Origin of the sequence: Phytoactinopolyspora halophila (assembly GCF_003287285.1) — a bacterium.
GTDB lineage: Bacteria > Actinomycetota > Actinomycetes > Jiangellales > Jiangellaceae > Phytoactinopolyspora_A > Phytoactinopolyspora_A halophila.
Window position 1 is genome coordinate 265,859 of the sequence record NZ_QMIG01000001.1, and the last position, 17,273, is coordinate 283,131.

Annotated in this window: 17 protein-coding genes and 1 tRNA gene; 7 read left to right on the top strand and 11 right to left on the bottom strand. The window is 66.4% G+C overall.

Translation table 11 applies throughout. The features are described from left to right. Window positions 1-250: 250 nt before the first annotated feature. From DPM12_RS01215 to argS, 6 genes are all read right to left on the bottom strand, one after another. Complete coding sequence (locus DPM12_RS01215) at window positions 251-1,264, bottom strand: SIS domain-containing protein (protein WP_112256413.1); 1,014 nt, start codon at window positions 1,262-1,264, stop codon at window positions 251-253. 2 nt (window positions 1,265-1,266) lie between these two features. Then, on the bottom strand, window positions 1,267-1,506 hold the full coding sequence (locus DPM12_RS01220; protein ID WP_112256415.1) for a Trm112 family protein: 240 nt from the start codon (window positions 1,504-1,506) through the stop codon (window positions 1,267-1,269). A 3-nt stretch (window positions 1,507-1,509) separates the two neighbouring features. Further along, window positions 1,510-3,018: a phosphomannomutase/phosphoglucomutase gene (locus tag DPM12_RS01225; protein WP_112256417.1), complete on the bottom strand. Its 1,509-nt coding sequence runs from the start codon at window positions 3,016-3,018 to the stop codon at window positions 1,510-1,512. A 38-nt stretch (window positions 3,019-3,056) separates the two neighbouring features. Continuing rightward, window positions 3,057-3,512: a MarR family winged helix-turn-helix transcriptional regulator gene (locus DPM12_RS01230; protein ID WP_112256419.1), complete on the bottom strand. Its 456-nt coding sequence runs from the start codon at window positions 3,510-3,512 to the stop codon at window positions 3,057-3,059. A gap of 172 nt (window positions 3,513-3,684) precedes the next feature. Next, on the bottom strand, window positions 3,685-5,097 hold the full coding sequence (gene lysA / locus DPM12_RS01235; protein ID WP_112256421.1) for a diaminopimelate decarboxylase: 1,413 nt from the start codon (window positions 5,095-5,097) through the stop codon (window positions 3,685-3,687). Further along, complete coding sequence (gene argS / locus DPM12_RS01240; protein WP_211658184.1) at window positions 5,097-6,755, bottom strand: arginine--tRNA ligase; 1,659 nt, start codon at window positions 6,753-6,755, stop codon at window positions 5,097-5,099. Before argS ends, lysA begins: the two co-directional genes overlap by 1 nt. 208 nt (window positions 6,756-6,963) lie before the next feature. On the opposite strand from argS, the gene DPM12_RS01245 reads away from it, so the two are divergent. The 3 genes from DPM12_RS01245 (at window position 6,964) to DPM12_RS01255 (ending at window position 8,488) form a co-directional block, all read left to right on the top strand. Then, window positions 6,964-7,380, top strand: coding sequence for a DoxX family protein (locus DPM12_RS01245; RefSeq protein WP_112256425.1), 417 nt, complete (start codon window positions 6,964-6,966; stop codon window positions 7,378-7,380). A gap of 201 nt (window positions 7,381-7,581) precedes the next feature. Beyond that, window positions 7,582-8,391, top strand: a complete 810-nt coding sequence (map, locus tag DPM12_RS01250; RefSeq protein WP_112256427.1) for a type I methionyl aminopeptidase — start codon at window positions 7,582-7,584, stop codon at window positions 8,389-8,391. A 24-nt stretch (window positions 8,392-8,415) separates the two neighbouring features. Beyond that, a tRNA-Arg gene (locus DPM12_RS01255) sits at window positions 8,416-8,488 on the top strand. A 63-nt stretch (window positions 8,489-8,551) separates the two neighbouring features. On the opposite strand, the gene DPM12_RS22730 is transcribed toward DPM12_RS01255, so the two are convergent. The 3 genes from DPM12_RS22730 to DPM12_RS22735 all read right to left on the bottom strand — a co-directional run bounded on the left by DPM12_RS22730 (window position 8,552) and on the right by DPM12_RS22735 (window position 9,492). Then, window positions 8,552-8,749, bottom strand: coding sequence for a hypothetical protein (locus DPM12_RS22730; RefSeq protein ID WP_123788371.1), 198 nt, complete (start codon window positions 8,747-8,749; stop codon window positions 8,552-8,554). A gap of 102 nt (window positions 8,750-8,851) precedes the next feature. Continuing rightward, a complete protein-coding gene (locus tag DPM12_RS01260; protein WP_112256428.1) occupies window positions 8,852-9,295 on the bottom strand; it encodes a type II toxin-antitoxin system VapC family toxin in 444 nt (147 codons plus the stop codon). Continuing rightward, the gene (locus tag DPM12_RS22735; RefSeq protein WP_123788370.1) at window positions 9,292-9,492 is read right to left on the bottom strand and encodes a hypothetical protein; all 201 of its coding nucleotides are present in this window, start codon (window positions 9,490-9,492) and stop codon (window positions 9,292-9,294) included. The genes DPM12_RS01260 and DPM12_RS22735 overlap by 4 nt, the downstream gene beginning before the upstream one ends. Before the next feature lie 300 nt (window positions 9,493-9,792). On the opposite strand from DPM12_RS22735, the gene DPM12_RS01270 reads away from it, so the two are divergent. The 4 genes from DPM12_RS01270 (at window position 9,793) to DPM12_RS01285 (ending at window position 14,282) form a co-directional block, all read left to right on the top strand. Then, on the top strand, window positions 9,793-10,623 hold the full coding sequence (locus DPM12_RS01270; RefSeq protein ID WP_112256432.1) for an LLM class F420-dependent oxidoreductase: 831 nt from the start codon (window positions 9,793-9,795) through the stop codon (window positions 10,621-10,623). Window positions 10,624-10,752: 129 nt separating this feature from the next. Next, on the top strand, window positions 10,753-11,709 hold the full coding sequence (locus DPM12_RS01275; protein ID WP_112256433.1) for a LysR family transcriptional regulator: 957 nt from the start codon (window positions 10,753-10,755) through the stop codon (window positions 11,707-11,709). 180 nt (window positions 11,710-11,889) lie between these two features. After that, entirely contained in the window at window positions 11,890-13,302 is a 1,413-nt protein-coding gene (locus DPM12_RS01280) for a S1 family peptidase (protein ID WP_112256434.1), read from the top strand. Between the two features lie 125 nt (window positions 13,303-13,427). Continuing rightward, window positions 13,428-14,282: a DUF3152 domain-containing protein gene (locus DPM12_RS01285; protein WP_211658186.1), complete on the top strand. Its 855-nt coding sequence runs from the start codon at window positions 13,428-13,430 to the stop codon at window positions 14,280-14,282. A 36-nt stretch (window positions 14,283-14,318) separates the two neighbouring features. On the opposite strand, the gene DPM12_RS01290 is transcribed toward DPM12_RS01285, so the two are convergent. Together DPM12_RS01290 and DPM12_RS01295 are read right to left on the bottom strand one after the other, a co-directional pair. After that, window positions 14,319-14,702, bottom strand: a complete 384-nt coding sequence (locus tag DPM12_RS01290) for a PPOX class F420-dependent oxidoreductase (protein WP_112256436.1) — start codon at window positions 14,700-14,702, stop codon at window positions 14,319-14,321. Window positions 14,703-14,821: 119 nt separating this feature from the next. Further along, complete coding sequence (locus DPM12_RS01295) at window positions 14,822-17,095, bottom strand: LPXTG cell wall anchor domain-containing protein (protein ID WP_123788369.1); 2,274 nt, start codon at window positions 17,093-17,095, stop codon at window positions 14,822-14,824. Between the last annotated feature and the right edge of the window lie 178 nt (window positions 17,096-17,273).

Consider the following 17,273-nt stretch of genomic DNA (forward strand, 5'->3'; position numbering starts at 1 on the left):
GCCGATTTCGCCACCTACTCCGGCCATCGCCGGTGCTGCCCGCGCGAGATCAGCCATGCCGTGCACGGCGAATCCACGTAAGAAAGCGCTTTCCGCTGCCAATCCACGTGGCGTCAGCGTGCACGGCATGCAGCGTCACCGTGCACGGGCACGGGCACGGGCACGGGCACGGGCACGGGCACGGAAATCAGCGTGCACGGGTACGACCCCTCAGCGTGCACGGCACGGGGGGCCTCCTACAGCCGGCGGATCACGCGGGGCGGCCGAGCCCCAGGGCGAGGTAGGCGGCAGCGTAGCGCCCGATCGCGAGCAAACTGGCGAACCGGACGATCTCGGCCCCCTTTACCGCGTTCACGGTATGGGTGCGCACCGAGGCCGTCTCCGCCACCTCGCGCAACCGCTGGCGCGCCGCATCGATCACCGGTGATTCGGTGCCGTCCTCCAGCATGACCAAGGCTGGCCGGTTTGGCTCCGGGCCATCCTCGAACGGATCGGCGAAGACGTCGACCTCGGGTGCACTCGACAGCAGCGGCACGAGCTGATCGTCGTCACCGGCCACGGCCGGGCGCCCGCTGGCCACCCGGAAGCCTTCGGCGATCCGGCGGGCGGCGCGCGCGGCCAGCACCGATCCTCCCCAGACCAGCGGGGTGGCATCGGCAAGGACGAGGGCGAGTTCCTTCGCGGGGTTCTGGTCGACGCTCACGGCAGGAGCGCACCGTTCCGCGACGTCGTCCAGGGCCAGGGCGACCTGCTCGGCGTCCACGTCGGGCCCGAGCCCGAGCTGGTGCAAGGCTCGCAGGATGGGCACCGCCAGTGCCGTCGGGTCGCTGCTGCCCGCCGGAAGGAAGATGGTGTCGCGACCCGCGGTCGCCGCATGCATCGGCGAGTCTTCCGGCGCCGTCACAAGCATCGAACAGCCACGCCTGCGTGCCTCGGCGACAGCAGACAGCTCTTCGTCTCCCACACCACCGGGCGAGACCACGACGACCCGATCCAGCGGCCCTGCCCAGCCCGGAAGACCGGGATGTGGCCAGGCCACGAACGGTACCGGGCAGACAGGCTCCAAGACCGCCCGGAACAGCCGGCCCTCGGTACCACCGGCGACGACGGCCCGCGGGCGGTCATCGACCTCGATCGTTTCCAGCACCTCGGCGGCGGCCATGTGGGCGTGGCGAATGTGCGCTCCCCATGTCGCGACACCACGCAACGTGTCGTCGATACGGGCAAGCTCTTGCGGGTCTTCGAGCGATGCGTCGAAGAACATGATCAGACCTGCCGGGATTCGTTGACGAGAAGTACAGGAATGCCATCGCGGACCGGATATGCGTGCCCGCACGACCCGCACGTGAGGGCCGCGTCAGCGTGCCCGGCGAACCGCTGCGCCGTGATGCCGCCATCATCCCGATCGCCGGCGGCCTCTGGCAGCCCACCTGGATCCAGGGGCCGCAGGCTCGCCCGACACACGGGGCAGGCCAGGACGTCCAACAAAACCGGATCGAGCGTCATACCTCACCTCCCCTGGCTGGCATGGGCATCCTCCGATTCTCCGGGCACTCGTGGCCCTGGAAGTCCTTCCCCGGATTCGCCGTTCACCACGGCCAGCACCTCGTCGCGGATGCGCTCCATGGTGGACCGGTCCGTTCCTTCCACGTTGAGCCGCAACAGCGGTTCGGTGTTGGACGGGCGGAGGTTGAACCACCACATGGGAGATCCGGTGTGGTGGACCGTCAGACCGTCCAGGTGATCCACCTCGACGGCTCCCCGGCCCGATGCTCCGAATGCCGTTTCGACGGCTCGCAGCGTGCCCGGCACGTCGTCCACCCGGCTGTTGATCTCACCCGAGGCGGCATACCGCTGATACGGCGCCAGCAACGACGACAGATCGTCGTCTCCGGATCCCAGGGCGGCCAACGTGTGCAACGCGGCCAGCATACCCGAGTCGGCGCGCCAGAAATGCCGAAAGTAGAAGTGCGCGGAATGCTCACCACCGAAGATCGCGTCGGTCTCGGCCATCCGCTGCTTGATGAGCGAATGTCCCACTGCCGTGCGTACCGGTACACCCCCGTGCTCGGCGATGATCTCGGGCACGGCGCGCGAGGTGATGAGATTGTGCACCACGGCGGAACCGGGCTCGCGGCGCAGCTCGCGGACGGCGATCAGTGCAGTGAGCGCCGACGGTGACACCACCTCGCCATGCTCATCGACGACGAAACACCGGTCAGCGTCACCGTCGAAGGCCAGGCCGATGTCTGCGCCGTGTTCGAGGACCGCGCGCTGCAGGTCGACCATGTTCGCGGCCTCGATCGGGTTGGCTTCATGGTTCGGGAACGTGCCGTCGAGCTGGAAGTACAGCGGGACCACAGTGAGCCCGGGCACGTCCAGGACCGCCGGCACGGTATGCCCGGCCATGCCGTTACCGGCGTCGACCACGACGGTCAGCGGCCGGATGTCGGAGAGATCGACCAGCTGGTGGAGGTACTCCGAGTACTCTCCGAGCATGTCCCGGCGGTGGACACGACCGGGCGCGACGGCCTGGCTGTACAGGCTTCGCTCGGCCTGGGTCTGCACGCTGTGCACCCACCCCACCCGCTGGGGCCCGCCGTCACCGGGGAGCATCTCGCCCGCGAGTTCCCGGATCTTCGCCAGACCCGTGTCGCGGCCCACCGGCGCGGCCCCGGCCCGGCAGAACTTGATGCCGTTGTACTCGGCCGGGTTGTGGCTGGCGGTGAACATCGCGCCGGGCAGGTCCAGCATGCCACTGACGAAGTACAGCTGGTCGGTAGAGGCCAGGCCGATCAGCACGACGTCGACACCTCGCGACGTCACGCCATCGCAGAACGCTGCCACCAGGCTGGGCGACGTCGGACGCATGTCGTGGCCCACCACCATCGCCGAGGCCTCTCCGGCGAGCACGCCCGCGGCGGCCGCGCCGAACGCCCGCGCCACGTCCACGTCCCAGTCGTCGGGAACCTTGCCGCGGACGTCGTATGCCTTGACTATCGCACCCAGATCACGCACGCCGAGACTCTATCGCGGGAACGGGACAGCACACCTGATCAATCATGAAGACGTTCGAGAAAAGCTGTGAACTGGGCGAGTTCCTCGTCGTTGAACCTGCTGATCATGTAGTCCAAGACACCCCGGTGGTGCGTCCCGGTCGCCTCCTCCAATCGTTTGCGCCCCGGCTCGGCGAGGATCGCATAGAATCCGCGCGCGTCCTTCTCGACCGGGATGCGCCGGATGAGCCCTTCCTTGATCATCCGGTCGACGAGGCGACTCAGCCCGCTGGGAGACAGCATCACCATGTCCGCGAGTTGGGACATGCGCAGCTTGTGCCCTTCCGCCTCCGAGAGCCGGGCCAGGACTTCATACCAGGCCAATGGCAGGCGGTGCAGCTCGACGAGATCAGCTTCCAGTTGTTCGCTGACCCGACCGTAAGCGCGCTCGAACGCTCTCCAGACCCGCAACTGCTCAGGACTGATGCGTTCGTCGAAACCGAACATGATGCCCATCGCTCACATGATCATAAGGCCGACTATTTCAAGATCAAGAAGGCGCGCCCGATGCCCCAACAGTAGGCGTCCCGAGCACGTGGATCTAGTCCTGACACCGTCCCTTACCCATGATCATCGAGGACTCTACTGACCATGACACTCACCACCCACGACGATCATGGTCGGCACGTCAGCCGACGTCGAGCGCGAGCAGATCGTCCTCGGTCTCCCGCCGGATGATCACCCGGGCGGTGCCGTCGCGAACCGCGAGCACGGGTGGGCGCGGCACGTGGTTGTACGTGTTGGCCAGGCTGCGGCAGTAGGCGCCGGTACCCGGAACGGCGACCAGGTCACCGGGCTCGACGTCGGCCGGCAGGAACTCGTCTTTGACCACGATGTCCCCGCTCTCACAATGCTTGCCGACCACGCGCGCCAGCACCGGTTCGGCATCCGAGCGGCGCGATGCGAGCGTGCACGAGTAATCCGCGTCGTACAGCGCGGCACGGACGTTGTCGCTCATGCCACCGTCCACGGACACATACCTGCGTACCGCTCCGCCGTCGAGCTCGACAGCCTTCACGGTGCCCACCTCGTAGAGGGTGAACGTACTCGGCCCCGCGATGGCACGTCCCGGTTCGACACTCACGCGCGGCATCGCGAGCCCGTGCGCGGCGCACTCGTGCCGGATAATGGCCGCCATGCCCGCCGCCAGCTCTTCTGGTGGTTGGGGGTCGTCCTGGCTGGTGTAGGCGATCCCGTATCCACCACCGAGATCCAGCTCGGCCAGTTCGACGCCGTGCTCATCGCGGATGTCCTTGTGCAAGTCGAGCAGCCGGCGGGCGGCGACCTCGAACGCCGAGGTGTCGTAGATCTGCGACCCGATGTGCGAGTGCAGCCCCGCGAGCTCCAGCGACGGCTCGGCGAGGATACGCCGCACGGCCTGGGCCGCTGTCCCGCCCGCGAGCGAGAACCCGAACTTCTGGTCCTCGTGGGCGGTGGCGATGTACTCGTGGGTATGCGCCTCCACGCCGACCGTGACCCGGATCATGACCGTCGCCCGGACTCCGCGCGCAGCCGCCAGCTGCGACACCCGGGCAATCTCGTCGAACGAATCAACGACGATCCGGCCCACGCCCGCGTCCAGAGCTCGCGACAACTCGGCGATCGACTTGTTGTTGCCGTGCAGGGCGATGCGTTCTGGTGGAAAACCCGCCCGCAATGCCACGGCCAGTTCGCCACCCGAACACACGTCGAGGCTCAAACCTTCCTCCGCAACCCAGCGGGCAACCTCGGTGCAGAGGAACGCCTTGCCCGCGTAATACACCTCTGCACCGTCGAACGCCGTGGCGAACGCGTCCGCAAACGCGCGGGCGCGCGAGCGGAAGTCGACCTCGTCGACGACGTAGGCCGGCGTGCCGAACTCCTCGGCCAGCTTGCGTACGTCGATCCCGGCGACGCCAAGCACGCCGTCCTCACCTCGCTGGACGGTGGCCGGCCACAGCCCGGGGAAGAGCGCGTTGACGTCGTCGGGCACCTGCAACCACGCCGGACGGCGACGCTGGCCAGCCTCCGCGTGCAGGGCGCCTGCCTCGTGTGTATGCATCACATTCGCTCCGGAGCCGACACACCCAACATTTCCAAGCCATTGGCCAGCACCACCCGGGTCGCGTCGATCAGCCAGAGCCGGGCCCGGTGCGTGGCCGTCGCGTCCTCGTCACCCCTCGGCAGCACGCGGCACTCGTCGTAGAACTTGTGGAACGTCGACGCCGTGTCTTCCAAGTACCGGGCGATCCTGTGCGGCTCGCGATGCTCGGCCGCCGTCGCGACAACGCGGGGAAATTCCGCCAGGGCGGCCAGCAGCACCGATTCCCGCTCGTGATCGAGCAGCTCGGCCTGCAATTCTCCCCGTTCGACGCCCAATTCGGCCGCGTTACGCAGGATCGACGACAGCCGCGCGTGCGCGTACTGCACGTAGAACACCGGGTTGTCCGACGTCTGCTTGGTGATCTGCTCGACATCGAGCGTGAGCGAGGAATCCACCGGGTACCGGCACAACGAGTACCGCAGCGCGTCGACTCCGGCAGCGTCGACCACCTCGCCCAGAGTGATCATGGTGCCGGCCCGCTTGGAGAGCTTCATCTCCTGGCCGGCATGCATGATCTTGACCAGTTGCCCGATGAGGACCTCGACGTTGTACTCCGGGTCGTCGCCGACGCAGGCAGCCATCGCCTTGAGCCGCCCCACGTACCCGTGGTGATCCGCACCCAGCAGATACAGGCACACGTCGAAGCCGCGTTCCCGCTTGTCGACGTAATATGCGGTGTCCGAGGCGAAATACGTGTACTCGCCGTCCCGCTTGACCAGGACCCGGTCCTTGTCATCACCGAAATCCGTCGTGCGCATCCACAGCGCGCCCTCCGCCTCGGTGAGATGGCCCTGCTGCCGCAGGACATCCAGGCCATGATCGACCTTGCCGGACTCGTGCAGGGTGCGCTCGGAAAACCAGACGTCGAAATGGGTGCGGAACCCGTCGAGCTGCCGACGCTGCTCGTCGAGCTGGAGCCGGTAACCCCGCTCGCGGAACTCGGCCAGCTGTTCGGCCTCGGGCCACGTGATGATCTCCGGCCGGGCGGCGAGGATGGCCTGTGCCAGATCGGTTATGTACTCGCCGTGATAGCCATCCTCCGGGGCCTCCCGACCGTGCGCCCGGGCCATGATGGACGCACCGAAGCGGTCCATCTGTGTCCCCCGGTCGTTGACGTAGAACTCGCGAGTGACCTCCGCGCCAGCGGCCTCGAGGACGCGCGCGATGGCGTCGCCGACCGCCGCCCAGCGCACGTGTCCGAGATGCAAGGGACCCGTGGGGTTGGCCGAGATGAACTCGACGTTCATCCGCGTGCCGCGCAGCGTCTCGGTATGCCCGTACGCCTGTCCCGCCTCGACGATGGTGTGCGCGAGCTCGCCTTGGGCCGAGGCCGCCACGGTCAGATTCAGAAAGCCGGGACCGGCGACGTCGGCCGACTCCACACCGGCGACGTCGCGGAGCCGGCGCGCGAGCACCTCAGCAAGCTCGCGGGGCGGCATGCCCGCTTGTTTGGCCAGCTGCATGGCCACGTTCGTGGCATAGTCGCCGTGTTCGCGGCTCCGAGGGCGTTCGACGGTCACGTCGTCCGGCACGCCGCCCGGCAGGGTCACCTCACCGGCGTCGCATGCCGCGGCCAGTACGTCGCGTACCGACTGCGAAATCTGCTCAGGGGTCACCGGGCCAGCGTAGCTAGTCGACACGCGTGGTTGTCGCGCGCGTTCGTTGCCCCGTCCAACACGTGAGATGCCGGATCGACGATCTCCAGGCCGCCATCCGTTTACTGGGCACCCGTCTGGATATATAAACGATCTAGGGATACACATGAATCGTCGCCGGTAGGCGTCATCATCGGCGGTGTTTACCGCAGACCTGAGGAGGCGTGCTATGGACGTGGTCGTCCTCATCGGGCGAATTCTCTTCGTGCTCCTGTTCCTCGGCTCGGGAGTCAACCACCTGACGCAGAGCCAGGCGATGGCGGGCTACGCGAGTCATCGAGGTGTTCCCGCTGCCAGGGCGGCGGTCGTGGTCTCCGGAATCGTCATGCTCGTCGGCGCGCTGATGGTCCTGCTCGGCATATGGGCAGATCTGGGTGCGCTGCTTCTACTGATCTTCCTGGTGCCTACGGCCGTTCTCATGCATGCCTTTTGGAGGGAGAGCGACGCCCAGGCCCGGCAGAGCGAGCAGATCCAGTTCATGAAAGACGTGGCCCTGGCAGGTGCCGCGCTCGCGCTGTTCGCCTTCTTCGCCCACGTCGACGGTCTCGGATTGACCATCACCGACCCCCTGTTCTCCCTCGGTTGATACTGCACTGCAGTGTTTCGGCCCGACGTGCCTGCCGGCGGCCATTGCGCGGCCGGCAGGCATGTGCGGGCGCCAGCACGGCCTGCAGGCACGTGCTGGCGTCGGCAACGGCGGCGGCCACCGGCGGTATAGTTGGCGCTCCCGAACCAACCCCGATCGTCACGCGGCGAGCCAGGGCCCAGACCGGCATCAGGAATCCACATGGTCGAACTCAAGACACCTGCCGAGATCGATGCTATGGCGGAAGCGGGGAAGATCGTTGCCGCCGTGCATGCCGAGGTCCGCGCGCACGCGACGATCGGCGTGTCACTACTGGAACTCGACGAGGTCGCGCGTCAGATGATCGACGCCGCGGGCGCGACGTCGTCGTTCCTCGGCTATCAGCCCACGTTCGCCGCCTCGCCATATCCTGCCGTGCTCAACACCTCAGTCAACGACGTCATGCTGCACGGCATCCCGACGGACTACCGGCTCCGCGACGGTGACGTACTCAGCGTCGACTTCGGCGCCCACATCGACGGCTGGCATGCCGACGCGGCCGTCACCTACATCGTGGGAACGCCCGATCCGGAAGACGAGAAGCTGATCGAGATGACCGAACGGATGCTGCGGGCAGGCATCAACGCGGCACAGCCCGGCGGACGAATGGGAGACATCAGCCACGCGATGTCCGTGATCGGCCGGGCCGCCGGCTATGGAATCCAGACCGACTTCGGCGGGCACGGAATCGGGCGCGCCATGCACGAGGAGCCGTTCGTCCCCAACGAAGGTGCACCAGGCCGGGGATGGCCGTTGCGTCCTGGCCTGGTCATCGCCATCGAGCCCAGCCTCATGGCCGGTGGAGACGACACCTACCTCGTCGCCCCCGACGGCTGGTCGCTGTGCACTGGCGACGGCAGCCGCGGCGCGCACGCCGAGCACACCGTCGCGATCACCGAGGACGGTCCGCGCATCCTCACCGCACCCGAGCCAGGAATCCCCGGTACTACCGATTGGGGATCTGGGCCCTGATCCTGATACCCTTTTGACGTCCCGGCCCTCGTAGCTCAGGGGATAGAGCGTCTGCCTCCGGAGCAGAAAGTCGCAGGTTCGAATCCTGCCGAGGGCGCCCCAGTTCAGCGCATATGTCGATCTTCTTTTCAAGATCGTACGACCACTTTACGGCCATGATTCACTTCGTCGTGCCGAAGACGGCGGCGTGAGTAGATGTGAGGCAACCAAATTCATCGCCGCGCAGGACGCTGCGCCGCATCAGCGAGAGCAACCGGGCCGACGCAGGCTTCTGCCGCACGGCGCCGACATCGACACCCACACGTGCGAGAACGGCCCCACATCGGCGAATAAATGCACGTTTCAGCATCAAAGTCATGCCACCCTCACTGCCACCAACGAACTCGGGTCCCTTCCTGGCGTGTTCAGGTGAAGATCAAAGAGACCGTCGTGGAGTTGCCGCTCTCGGGTGCTTCCGTCGTCATGGTCGACCGGTGTGAGACGAAACGTCCGGCAGCAGAGTGAGTGATGTGACGTGGTTCGGACGCACGACGCGGAAATGGCGGTGGTCGATGGTTGCAACCTCGGTGATCTTCATCCGTTCCGATATCGCGATCACGCAGGCGTCGGCGCCGCCAAGCGGAAGGTCCGTGTACGTGTCGACCAGTTGAGCCATTCGCCGAAGATCCTCGGGCTCGACATCGACAATCTGCCCGTACAAACCGTCACCGAGATCATCGAGGAAAGCAGACTCGACACGTGTGCCATAGCGTTTCCAGATTACGTAGCAAGCTTCTGAGATCAGCGGAGCTGGGATACCCAGATCCTGTTCGTCCACGCTGAGAAACCATGCTTGACACGCCTCATGGCGCTCGTCCGAAGCGTTCACCAGGGCGACGAGCACCCCCGTATCGACCAGGATCACTCGCCGAAACCCTCGGCCAGGGTCTCGTCAACCCGGGAGGAGTCATCACGGCCGCCTCGCGCCATGCCCAGCGACCTCGGAAGACGCCGCTGCCGTTTCGGCTCGGTCATGGTGGACAGCGCTTCGGCCGCCCGATCGAGTTCTTCCGGGCGGATGCGTTCGACCATGTTGTGCAGGTCCTCACGCGTCACCGTCATGACTCCCAGGATACTTGACATCCGAGCACTGCTCGGCTTGTGATTTTCATTGGTGTGTTCGTACGCCGTCACAGTTTCCGATGGTGCGGTGCTCTGGTGGTTCCGCACGGCGACGACATCGACACCCACACGTGCAAGAACAGCCCCACATCGGCGAATAAATGCACGTTTCAGCATCAAAGTCACGCCACCCTCGCTGCCACCAACGAACGTCATTAACCGGAGTCGTCTAGGGTAAGCCGGGGTAAGCCAGTACGGGTTACGTGACGTTACAGGTCCGGATTCTGCGAAGGGCATCACATGGCTGTTGATCTCGGCACGTTCGGCATCTGGCAACCGGCCAGCCTGCTCGACGTGCACCGTGCGGCGGAAGCAGAACGTCTTGGCTACGGAACGGTCTGGATCGGGGGTTCGCCACCGGCCGATCTCGGTCTCGCGGAGGAACTACTCGACGCGACCAGCACCATCACGGTGGCAACCGGGATCGTGAACATCTGGCAGGCTGACCCGCACACGGTCGCGTCGTCGTACCACCGCATCGCGGAGAAGCATGCTGGCCGCTTCCTGCTAGGTGTGGGAATCGGCCATCCCGAGGCCACCAGGCAGTACCAGAAGCCGTACGACACCGTCGTCAACTACCTCGACCGCCTGGACGACGAAGGTGTGCCCGTCGAGGATCGTGCGCTCGCCGCGCTAGGTCCGCGGATGCTCCGGCTCGCCGCCGAACGCACCGCCGGCGCCCATCCTTACCTGACGACACCCGCGCACACCCGCCGGGCACGAGAGATCATGGGCCCGCGAGCGCTCGTGGCACCCGAACACAAGGTCGTGCTGGACACTGACGTCGAGCGGGCACGAACGGTCGGCAGGCAGGCGATCGGCGACTCGTATCTGCAGCTGACAAACTACGCCACCAACGTGCGCCGGCTCGGCTACTCCGACGCGGATCTCGCTGCCGGGGGCAGCGATCAACTGATCGACGCTCTCGTGCTTCACGGTGACACTGCCACCGTCGCTCGAAAGCTCGGGGAGCACGTGACGGCCGGAGCCGACCATGTTTGTGTCCAGGTACTCGGCGACGACCGTTGGGACGGATACCGCTCGCTGGCCACCGCCCTCACCAGTGACTGAACGTTCCTGCGCATCGCCGCCGTGGCCCGTCCGGTGCCGAGGCTCGCCACGGCGACAAACGGGACATGACGGAATTCGGAACCGTCCTCATGACTAGCGGTCATCAGCAATACACCGTAGATTTCCATCATGGAGATCGAACTGCGGCATTTGCGAATTGTGTGCACGATCGCGGAGACGGGAAGTCTGACCAAGGCCGCGGCGGCGCTCGGCCTTGCGCAACCCGCGGTCACTTCCCAGCTCAAGCGGATCGAGAGGCTCTTGGGTGGCCCGATCTTCATCCGCGACCGGCATGGGGCCCGCCCGACCGAGCTCGGGGAGATGGTTCTCGCCCGGGCGCGGATGTTGCTACCCGCCGCGCAAGAGCTCCAGAACGACGTGACCAGGCTGGCCAACAGTCCTGACGAGGATCGTCACTGGCGTATCGGTGCCACGGCAGGCCCGGTGTTCGGCCCTCTCGTCCATCGCCTCGCCACCGAAGACCCGACCGCGTCCGTCACCACCCATGCCACCTGGTCGTCCGGCGAGCTCGCCACGATGCTCAGCGAGGGACGGCTCGACTACGCCCTCACCGGCGTGTGCGGTGACGCCGAGCCGCCCGGTGACGACGTCGTGTGGACGACCATCGCCACCGACGCGGTGTTTGTCATGCTCGACGATCGCCACCCGCTGGCCGGCGCTCCATCCGTCGAGCTCGCCGAACTCTCGGAAGCGTTGTGGCTGGCGATGCCCGGCGACGGCTGCTTTGCCGACTGTTTCGCGGCCTCCTGCGCTCGCGCAGGTTTCGCCCCCAAGGCCCTGCACGAGATGGATCCGCCGTCGTGCGTCTACCTGGTCCGGACCGGCCGCGCGATCGCGCTCTGCCAACCTGCATTTCGGCCTCCCGCAGGAGTCGTCACTGTTCCGATTTCCGAGGCACCCCTACGGTGGCGTCAGCTCATTGGCTACCGCCCCTCGTCCGCGGCAAATTCCAGCTCGGCCGCGGTGATGGAGCATGCCCGAAAGGCATACCAGGACGCGGTCGACGACAACGTCCGCTACCACGAATGGCTGCGGTGGCACCGCCAGTTCGGACTGGCCGCCTAGACGGTTGATTCTGTGACAACAGTCAATCCGGGTGACGCTGCGCTGGATCGACGAGGGCATAACACGGCGCTAGGGGGATCTTGGTAGCTCCGTCGCCGGGACCTGCCGGGCTACGGTTTTGCGCAACCGTACCCGCCGAGGCACGGGCCTCGGCTCACCGTCCCATCGGAGGAGACCTTCATGAGCTCCAGACCGAAACAAGCGATCGCGGCGTTCGCGAGCGCCGCGATCGCCTTCGTCCCCCTCTCCACCGCCGATGCGAGCGACTCCGCCTCCACCGGGGTTGCTCCGGAAACGTCCGACACGTCGGTCGACTCGCAACACGAGGCCAGCCTCACGGCCGAAGCGCTCGAGGCCGCCATGGGCGAAAGCTATGCCGGCGCCTGGATCGACGACGCCGGTGACCTCAACGTCGCGACCACCGACCCCGCCGACTCCAGCGTCTCCATCCTCACCGCTGACGCCGAGGTCGACGTCGTACCCGTCGAGCGCAGCCTGTCGCACCTCGGCGACATCACGGCTGAGCTCGCCGACACCGACGCCCCCGAGTCGGTCGCGTCGTGGGGACCGGATGCGCCCACCAACCAGGTCGTGGTCTTCACATCCGACACGGATGCGGCCTCCGAATGGGTCGCAGCCACCGACGTCGATCCCCAGGCGGTGCGATACGAGGTGTCGCACGAGGACCCGGAACTGTTCCAGTCGGATATTCGCGGTGGTGACGCGTACTACTTCGGGCAAGGCCGATGCTCCATCGGCTTCGCCGTCACCGGTGCCGTCGACGGTTACGTCTCCGCAGGTCACTGTGGCTCGCCCGGGCAGAGCGTGCAGGGCCACAATCAACAGTCGCAAGGGACCATCGTCGAGAACAACTTCCCCGGTGACGACTACAACCTGGTGCAGATAAACCAGAACTGGCATGTCACCCCCCTGGTGAACACCTATTCCGGCACGATGGAGGTCGAAGGCAGCACCGCCGCGCCCGTCGGGGCGGATCTGTGCCGGTCCGGCTCCACCAGCGGCTTCACCTGCCAGGGCGAGATCCTGCAGCACGATACCTGCGTCACCTACCAGGAAGGCACCGTGTGCGGGCTGACCCGCACCACCGTCCCGGCCTCGCCCGGTGACTCGGGCGGCTCCATCATCACACCTGATGGCCAGGCACAGGGCATGACATCAGGAGGCGGCGGTGGAGTGATGTACTACCAGCCCGTCAACGAGGCGTTGCAGGCGTTGGGTGTCTCGCTTGTCACGGAGGACAACGGCGGAGACCCGCCGCCCGATCCCGAGCCCGACGGCTGCGAGGACTACGACGAGACCTACAGCGGCTCGCTCTCCCAGGGCAGCGCCTACCACCCGGAAGGCGGCTACACCGCAGGAGCTGGCACGCACGAGGTCTGCCTGTCGGCGCCCCAAGGGTTCATCGTGTTCCTGGAACGGCAGTTCGGCAACCAGTGGTTCTACGTGAACTACGTCACGGGAGCTGGTGATACGGACACGTCCTTCCAGTACAACGGGGCCTCCGGCACGTACCGGCTGCACGTGCAGACCTGGGGTGAAGGCAACTACACGGTCGGTCTCAACCGGCCATAGACGCTCGGGTCCCGATACCCGAGACACCGTCCGGCGGGCGCGGAATACCGCGGCCGCCGGACGGTCATTCGTTCGGGCAGGGGCACCCGCGCGACGAGCGCGATCAAGCTAGGCTGGTGTCCCACATGGACAGAGAAATCGCGAGCCGGCGCCGACGGACCACGCCGTGGTCACGGTCGATGCTGACCCTCGGCGTGGCGACGATGGCCGTCGCCATTTCGGCCACGTTTGTCACCGCCGTCTCCGGCCACAATCCGCTCCACTACCTTGCGGGGTCGGATTCGACCGGCACGGGGCTCGCGTCGCCTGTCCGGCCCCCGTCGGCGTCGCTCGGTCCGGATCGTGCAGACCGGCGCGGGCAGTCCCGCGGGATGGGGGCGGAACTGCCCATCACCGCCTCGGTGTCCGGACCGGAGGTGAACGGCCGCACCCAACCGGCACCGGTGGAGCCACCCGACGCCGGCACGGGCGAGTACGAGATCGTACCCGGCGACGACGCGCCGCCCGAGGACGGCTCGGGGGAGACGATACGATATATCGTCGAGGTCGAAGGTGACCTGCCGTTCGACGCCGACGAGTTCGGCTCCGACGTTCACACCATCCTGAACGATGAGCGCGGATGGGGACACGAAGACAACATGCGCTTCGCCCGCGTCGACAGCGAACCCGTTGCGTTCCGCGTCTCGCTTTCCAGCCCGGATCTCACGGATGATCAATGTTATCCGCTACTCACCCGGGGCAAGGTCTCGTGCTGGAACGGAACCCGCGCCGTGATCAATGCGCTGCGCTGGGGAGCCGGAGCCGACACGTACGACGGCGACATCCTCAGCTATCGCGAGTACTTGATCAACCATGAAGTCGGGCACGCCCTCGGTCACGGTCACGCGAACTGCCCCGAGGACGGCGCGCTCGCGCCCGTCATGGTCCAGCAGTCGAAGTCGCTGGAAGGATGCGAGCCCAACCCGTGGCCATCGCGCTGACGGTCCGGATGTCACAACGCGAGTGCCCGACGGCTCTCAGGCCACGTTGCGCGCGTGGTGCACGCCGATGCCCTCTCCTTCGACGAGCCCCCACGTGATGATTCTGCGGGGATGAAGCCTGATCCGAGCCTGATCGCCAGTCACCGCCTCGGCATCTCCGCGAATCTCCACACCACGGGGCTGCCATGGCGGCAGCACGTCATCGACTACCAATGCGGCCTTGCCGGTACGTGTCACGTCACGAAACTTCTTCGTCCTGGCAAAGTCCATCCCGCCGATCTCGATGATCGACGCATCGTCGCTCAGCGACCATCCCACCGGCGCCACGTGGGGCATCCCGTCCGCACCCACGGTTGCCAGGCGAGCCAGGCGACGCTCTCCTCGCAGGTAGTCCAACTCGAGCTCCGTGAACACACCCATCCGTCTCTCCCGGCGTTGTCCGGCACAAAATTGCTGGTCAGATACAAAAACAAGTGGTCCGCCCCGGATGTTCCGGGGCGGACCACTCGGATTCTTCAGTAGCGACCTAGGCAGCTACCTCAGGCGTTCGTCGCCTGACGACGCGCCCGCAGCGCAACCGCGGCACCACCGGCGGCCAGCAGGCCAGCACCAAGGACGATCAGCATGATGTTGCCAGCACCCGTGTCGGGCAGGTCATCTTCATCGCCGTCGTCGTCGCCGCCGCCAGCAACGACCGTGAACGTGACCGCGTCCTCGGAGTCGGTCAGCTCGGGGTCGCCTTCGGCCGTGGCCTGAGCGGTCACCGTGTACTCGCCTTCGGTCAGCTCCTCGTCGGGGACGAACGTCCAGTTGCCGTCCTCGTCGATGTCGAACTCGCCTTCCCAGACGCCCATGTCCTCGTCCTCGACGGTCGAGCCCTCGGACAGCATCTGCGCGGAGGTGTTGTCGCCCTCTTCCCCGGCCTCGGCGGGCTTCAGGATCAGGCTCAGCTCCGCACCGGCGAAGGCGGTGCCCTCGAAGGTCACGTCACCGGCCACCTCGGCGCCGTCCTCGGGTGCGGTGATGCTCACCTCCGGAAGGCTGATGCCCAGGTCGGTGATGGTCACCTCCTGGACGTCCTCGCCGGCGGTCTGCGTCACGGTGGCGTCGAAACGCTCACCACGCGGCAGGTCGCTGTCCGGCTCGATCTCCCAGTCGCCCTCGTCGCTGACGGTGGCGCCACCGAACTCGTCATCGCCGACGCTCAACGCGACCTCGGCGCCGGGCTCACCGGTGCCCTCGAACGGCGGGCGGGTGTTGCTGGTGGTCTGCCCATCGCTCGGGGAATCCACGACGAGCTCCTCGGCCTCGGGCTCCTCCGGGGCTTCCTCGACGGTGAAGGAGTCCTCGACAACCTCCGAGAACGAGTGTTCCGCGTTCCGGCCGTAGAAGGCCTGGGCGGTGAACTGGTACTCGGTACCGACCTCGAGTGCCTCGTCGATCTCGATGACGAACTCGCCGTCGCCGTCGAGCTCGATGTCCTCGTAGGCGTTCACGCCGTCGACGTGCACGTCCACGTGGTGGTTCGGGCCGGCGTTCTCGACCGAACCCGAGATGGTGGCGCCCTCTTCGTCGGCGGTCACCTGATCGATCACCGGCTCGTTGACCTCAACGTTCAGCTCCCACTCGGCGCCGAACAGGTCGAAGGCGTTGTACTCGCCGCTGGAGACCGCGTAGGCCAGCGCGGAGTGCGCCTCAGGATCCCAGTCCCCGCAATCCGACTCTGGAGGCAGGGTGGAACCACCGGAGTTGACACCCAGCGCGTAGTTGCCGACGACGACCGAGCCGCCGCTGTCACCTCCGAGCACGCAGGCATCGAACGTCGGGCCCGTGGTGGTGGACACCACGTTGCCTTGCCTGTCCTGCAGTTCCCAGGTTTCTTCCTCGGACTCGATCTCACCGCACGTCCAGCCGGTGGTGGCACCCGAGGAGCAGACATCGGCTCCGACAACGGGGTCGATGGAGTCGTAGATGGTGATGGCGCCGTCGGCGGGATTGCCTTGGCCACCGCCCCACTCGGAGACCTGGGGCACGCCAGTCCAGGCATCCGAGGTCACGTCCACGAGACCACCATCGTGATGCACGTCGACGCCGAAGTGATTCGACCCTGCAACGATCGGGCCGATCTTCTCACCGGCAGCGTCGTCTGGCACCTCGCCGTTTCCGCCGATGGGCTCGTCGAGGTCGAGGTGGTAGGCGTCCTCGTACTCCTCGCCGGTGCTGAAGTCGGCGAGGCCGCAGTGCCCGGCACTGAGGAAGCGATCGTTGCCGCCCCCGTCGTAACCCGAGAAGCCGAGCGAGCAACGCGAGTAGATCTGATTGCCGATGGCCATGCCGTAGCCATAGCCACCCTTGAGGTCTTCGAGGACCTGGTAGTCGCCGTCGTACTCGGGCGTCTCCGGCTCGCCGACCTCGACCGTCGCGCCAGCCACCTCGAGATCGACCTCGGCACCCACGTAGTAGGTGACATCTTGGCCGTCGATCTCGACGCCCTTGATGTCGACACCGCTGGCCTCGAGACGCTGCGCAGCGTCCGAGGCGACCTTGGTGGCCTCGGCGTTGGCCAGGTACTCGGCAGGCGAGATGTTCAGATCCCGCTCGATGGCCGTCTGCAGCCCCTCTGGGAGCTCAGCAGCCTGGGAGGCGAACTCGCTTGCGTCGAAGGGTTCCAGTGTTACTTCAGGTAGGGGTTCTTCTTCTGCTTGCGCGACGCCTGTCGCGGCGACGGCGCCCGTGCCGACGACAGCGGTGGCTGCGATCACGCTCGACAGCCGCCTGGCACCGCGCCGGAAGCGGAGCTTGGAGTTACTCACGCACATCTCCAGTTCTGTGTCATGAACTTCACGTTCCGAATACCTTCACCGCTCGTGAGCGGCGATCCGCCAACACTTGCCGACGGACCGGAACCGGGGTCACGCTACCGGACCGAGCCTGTGGATAGCACCTGCCCCCACGCCCTTTTCTTGATAAACATTTGGTAACGAATCTTGG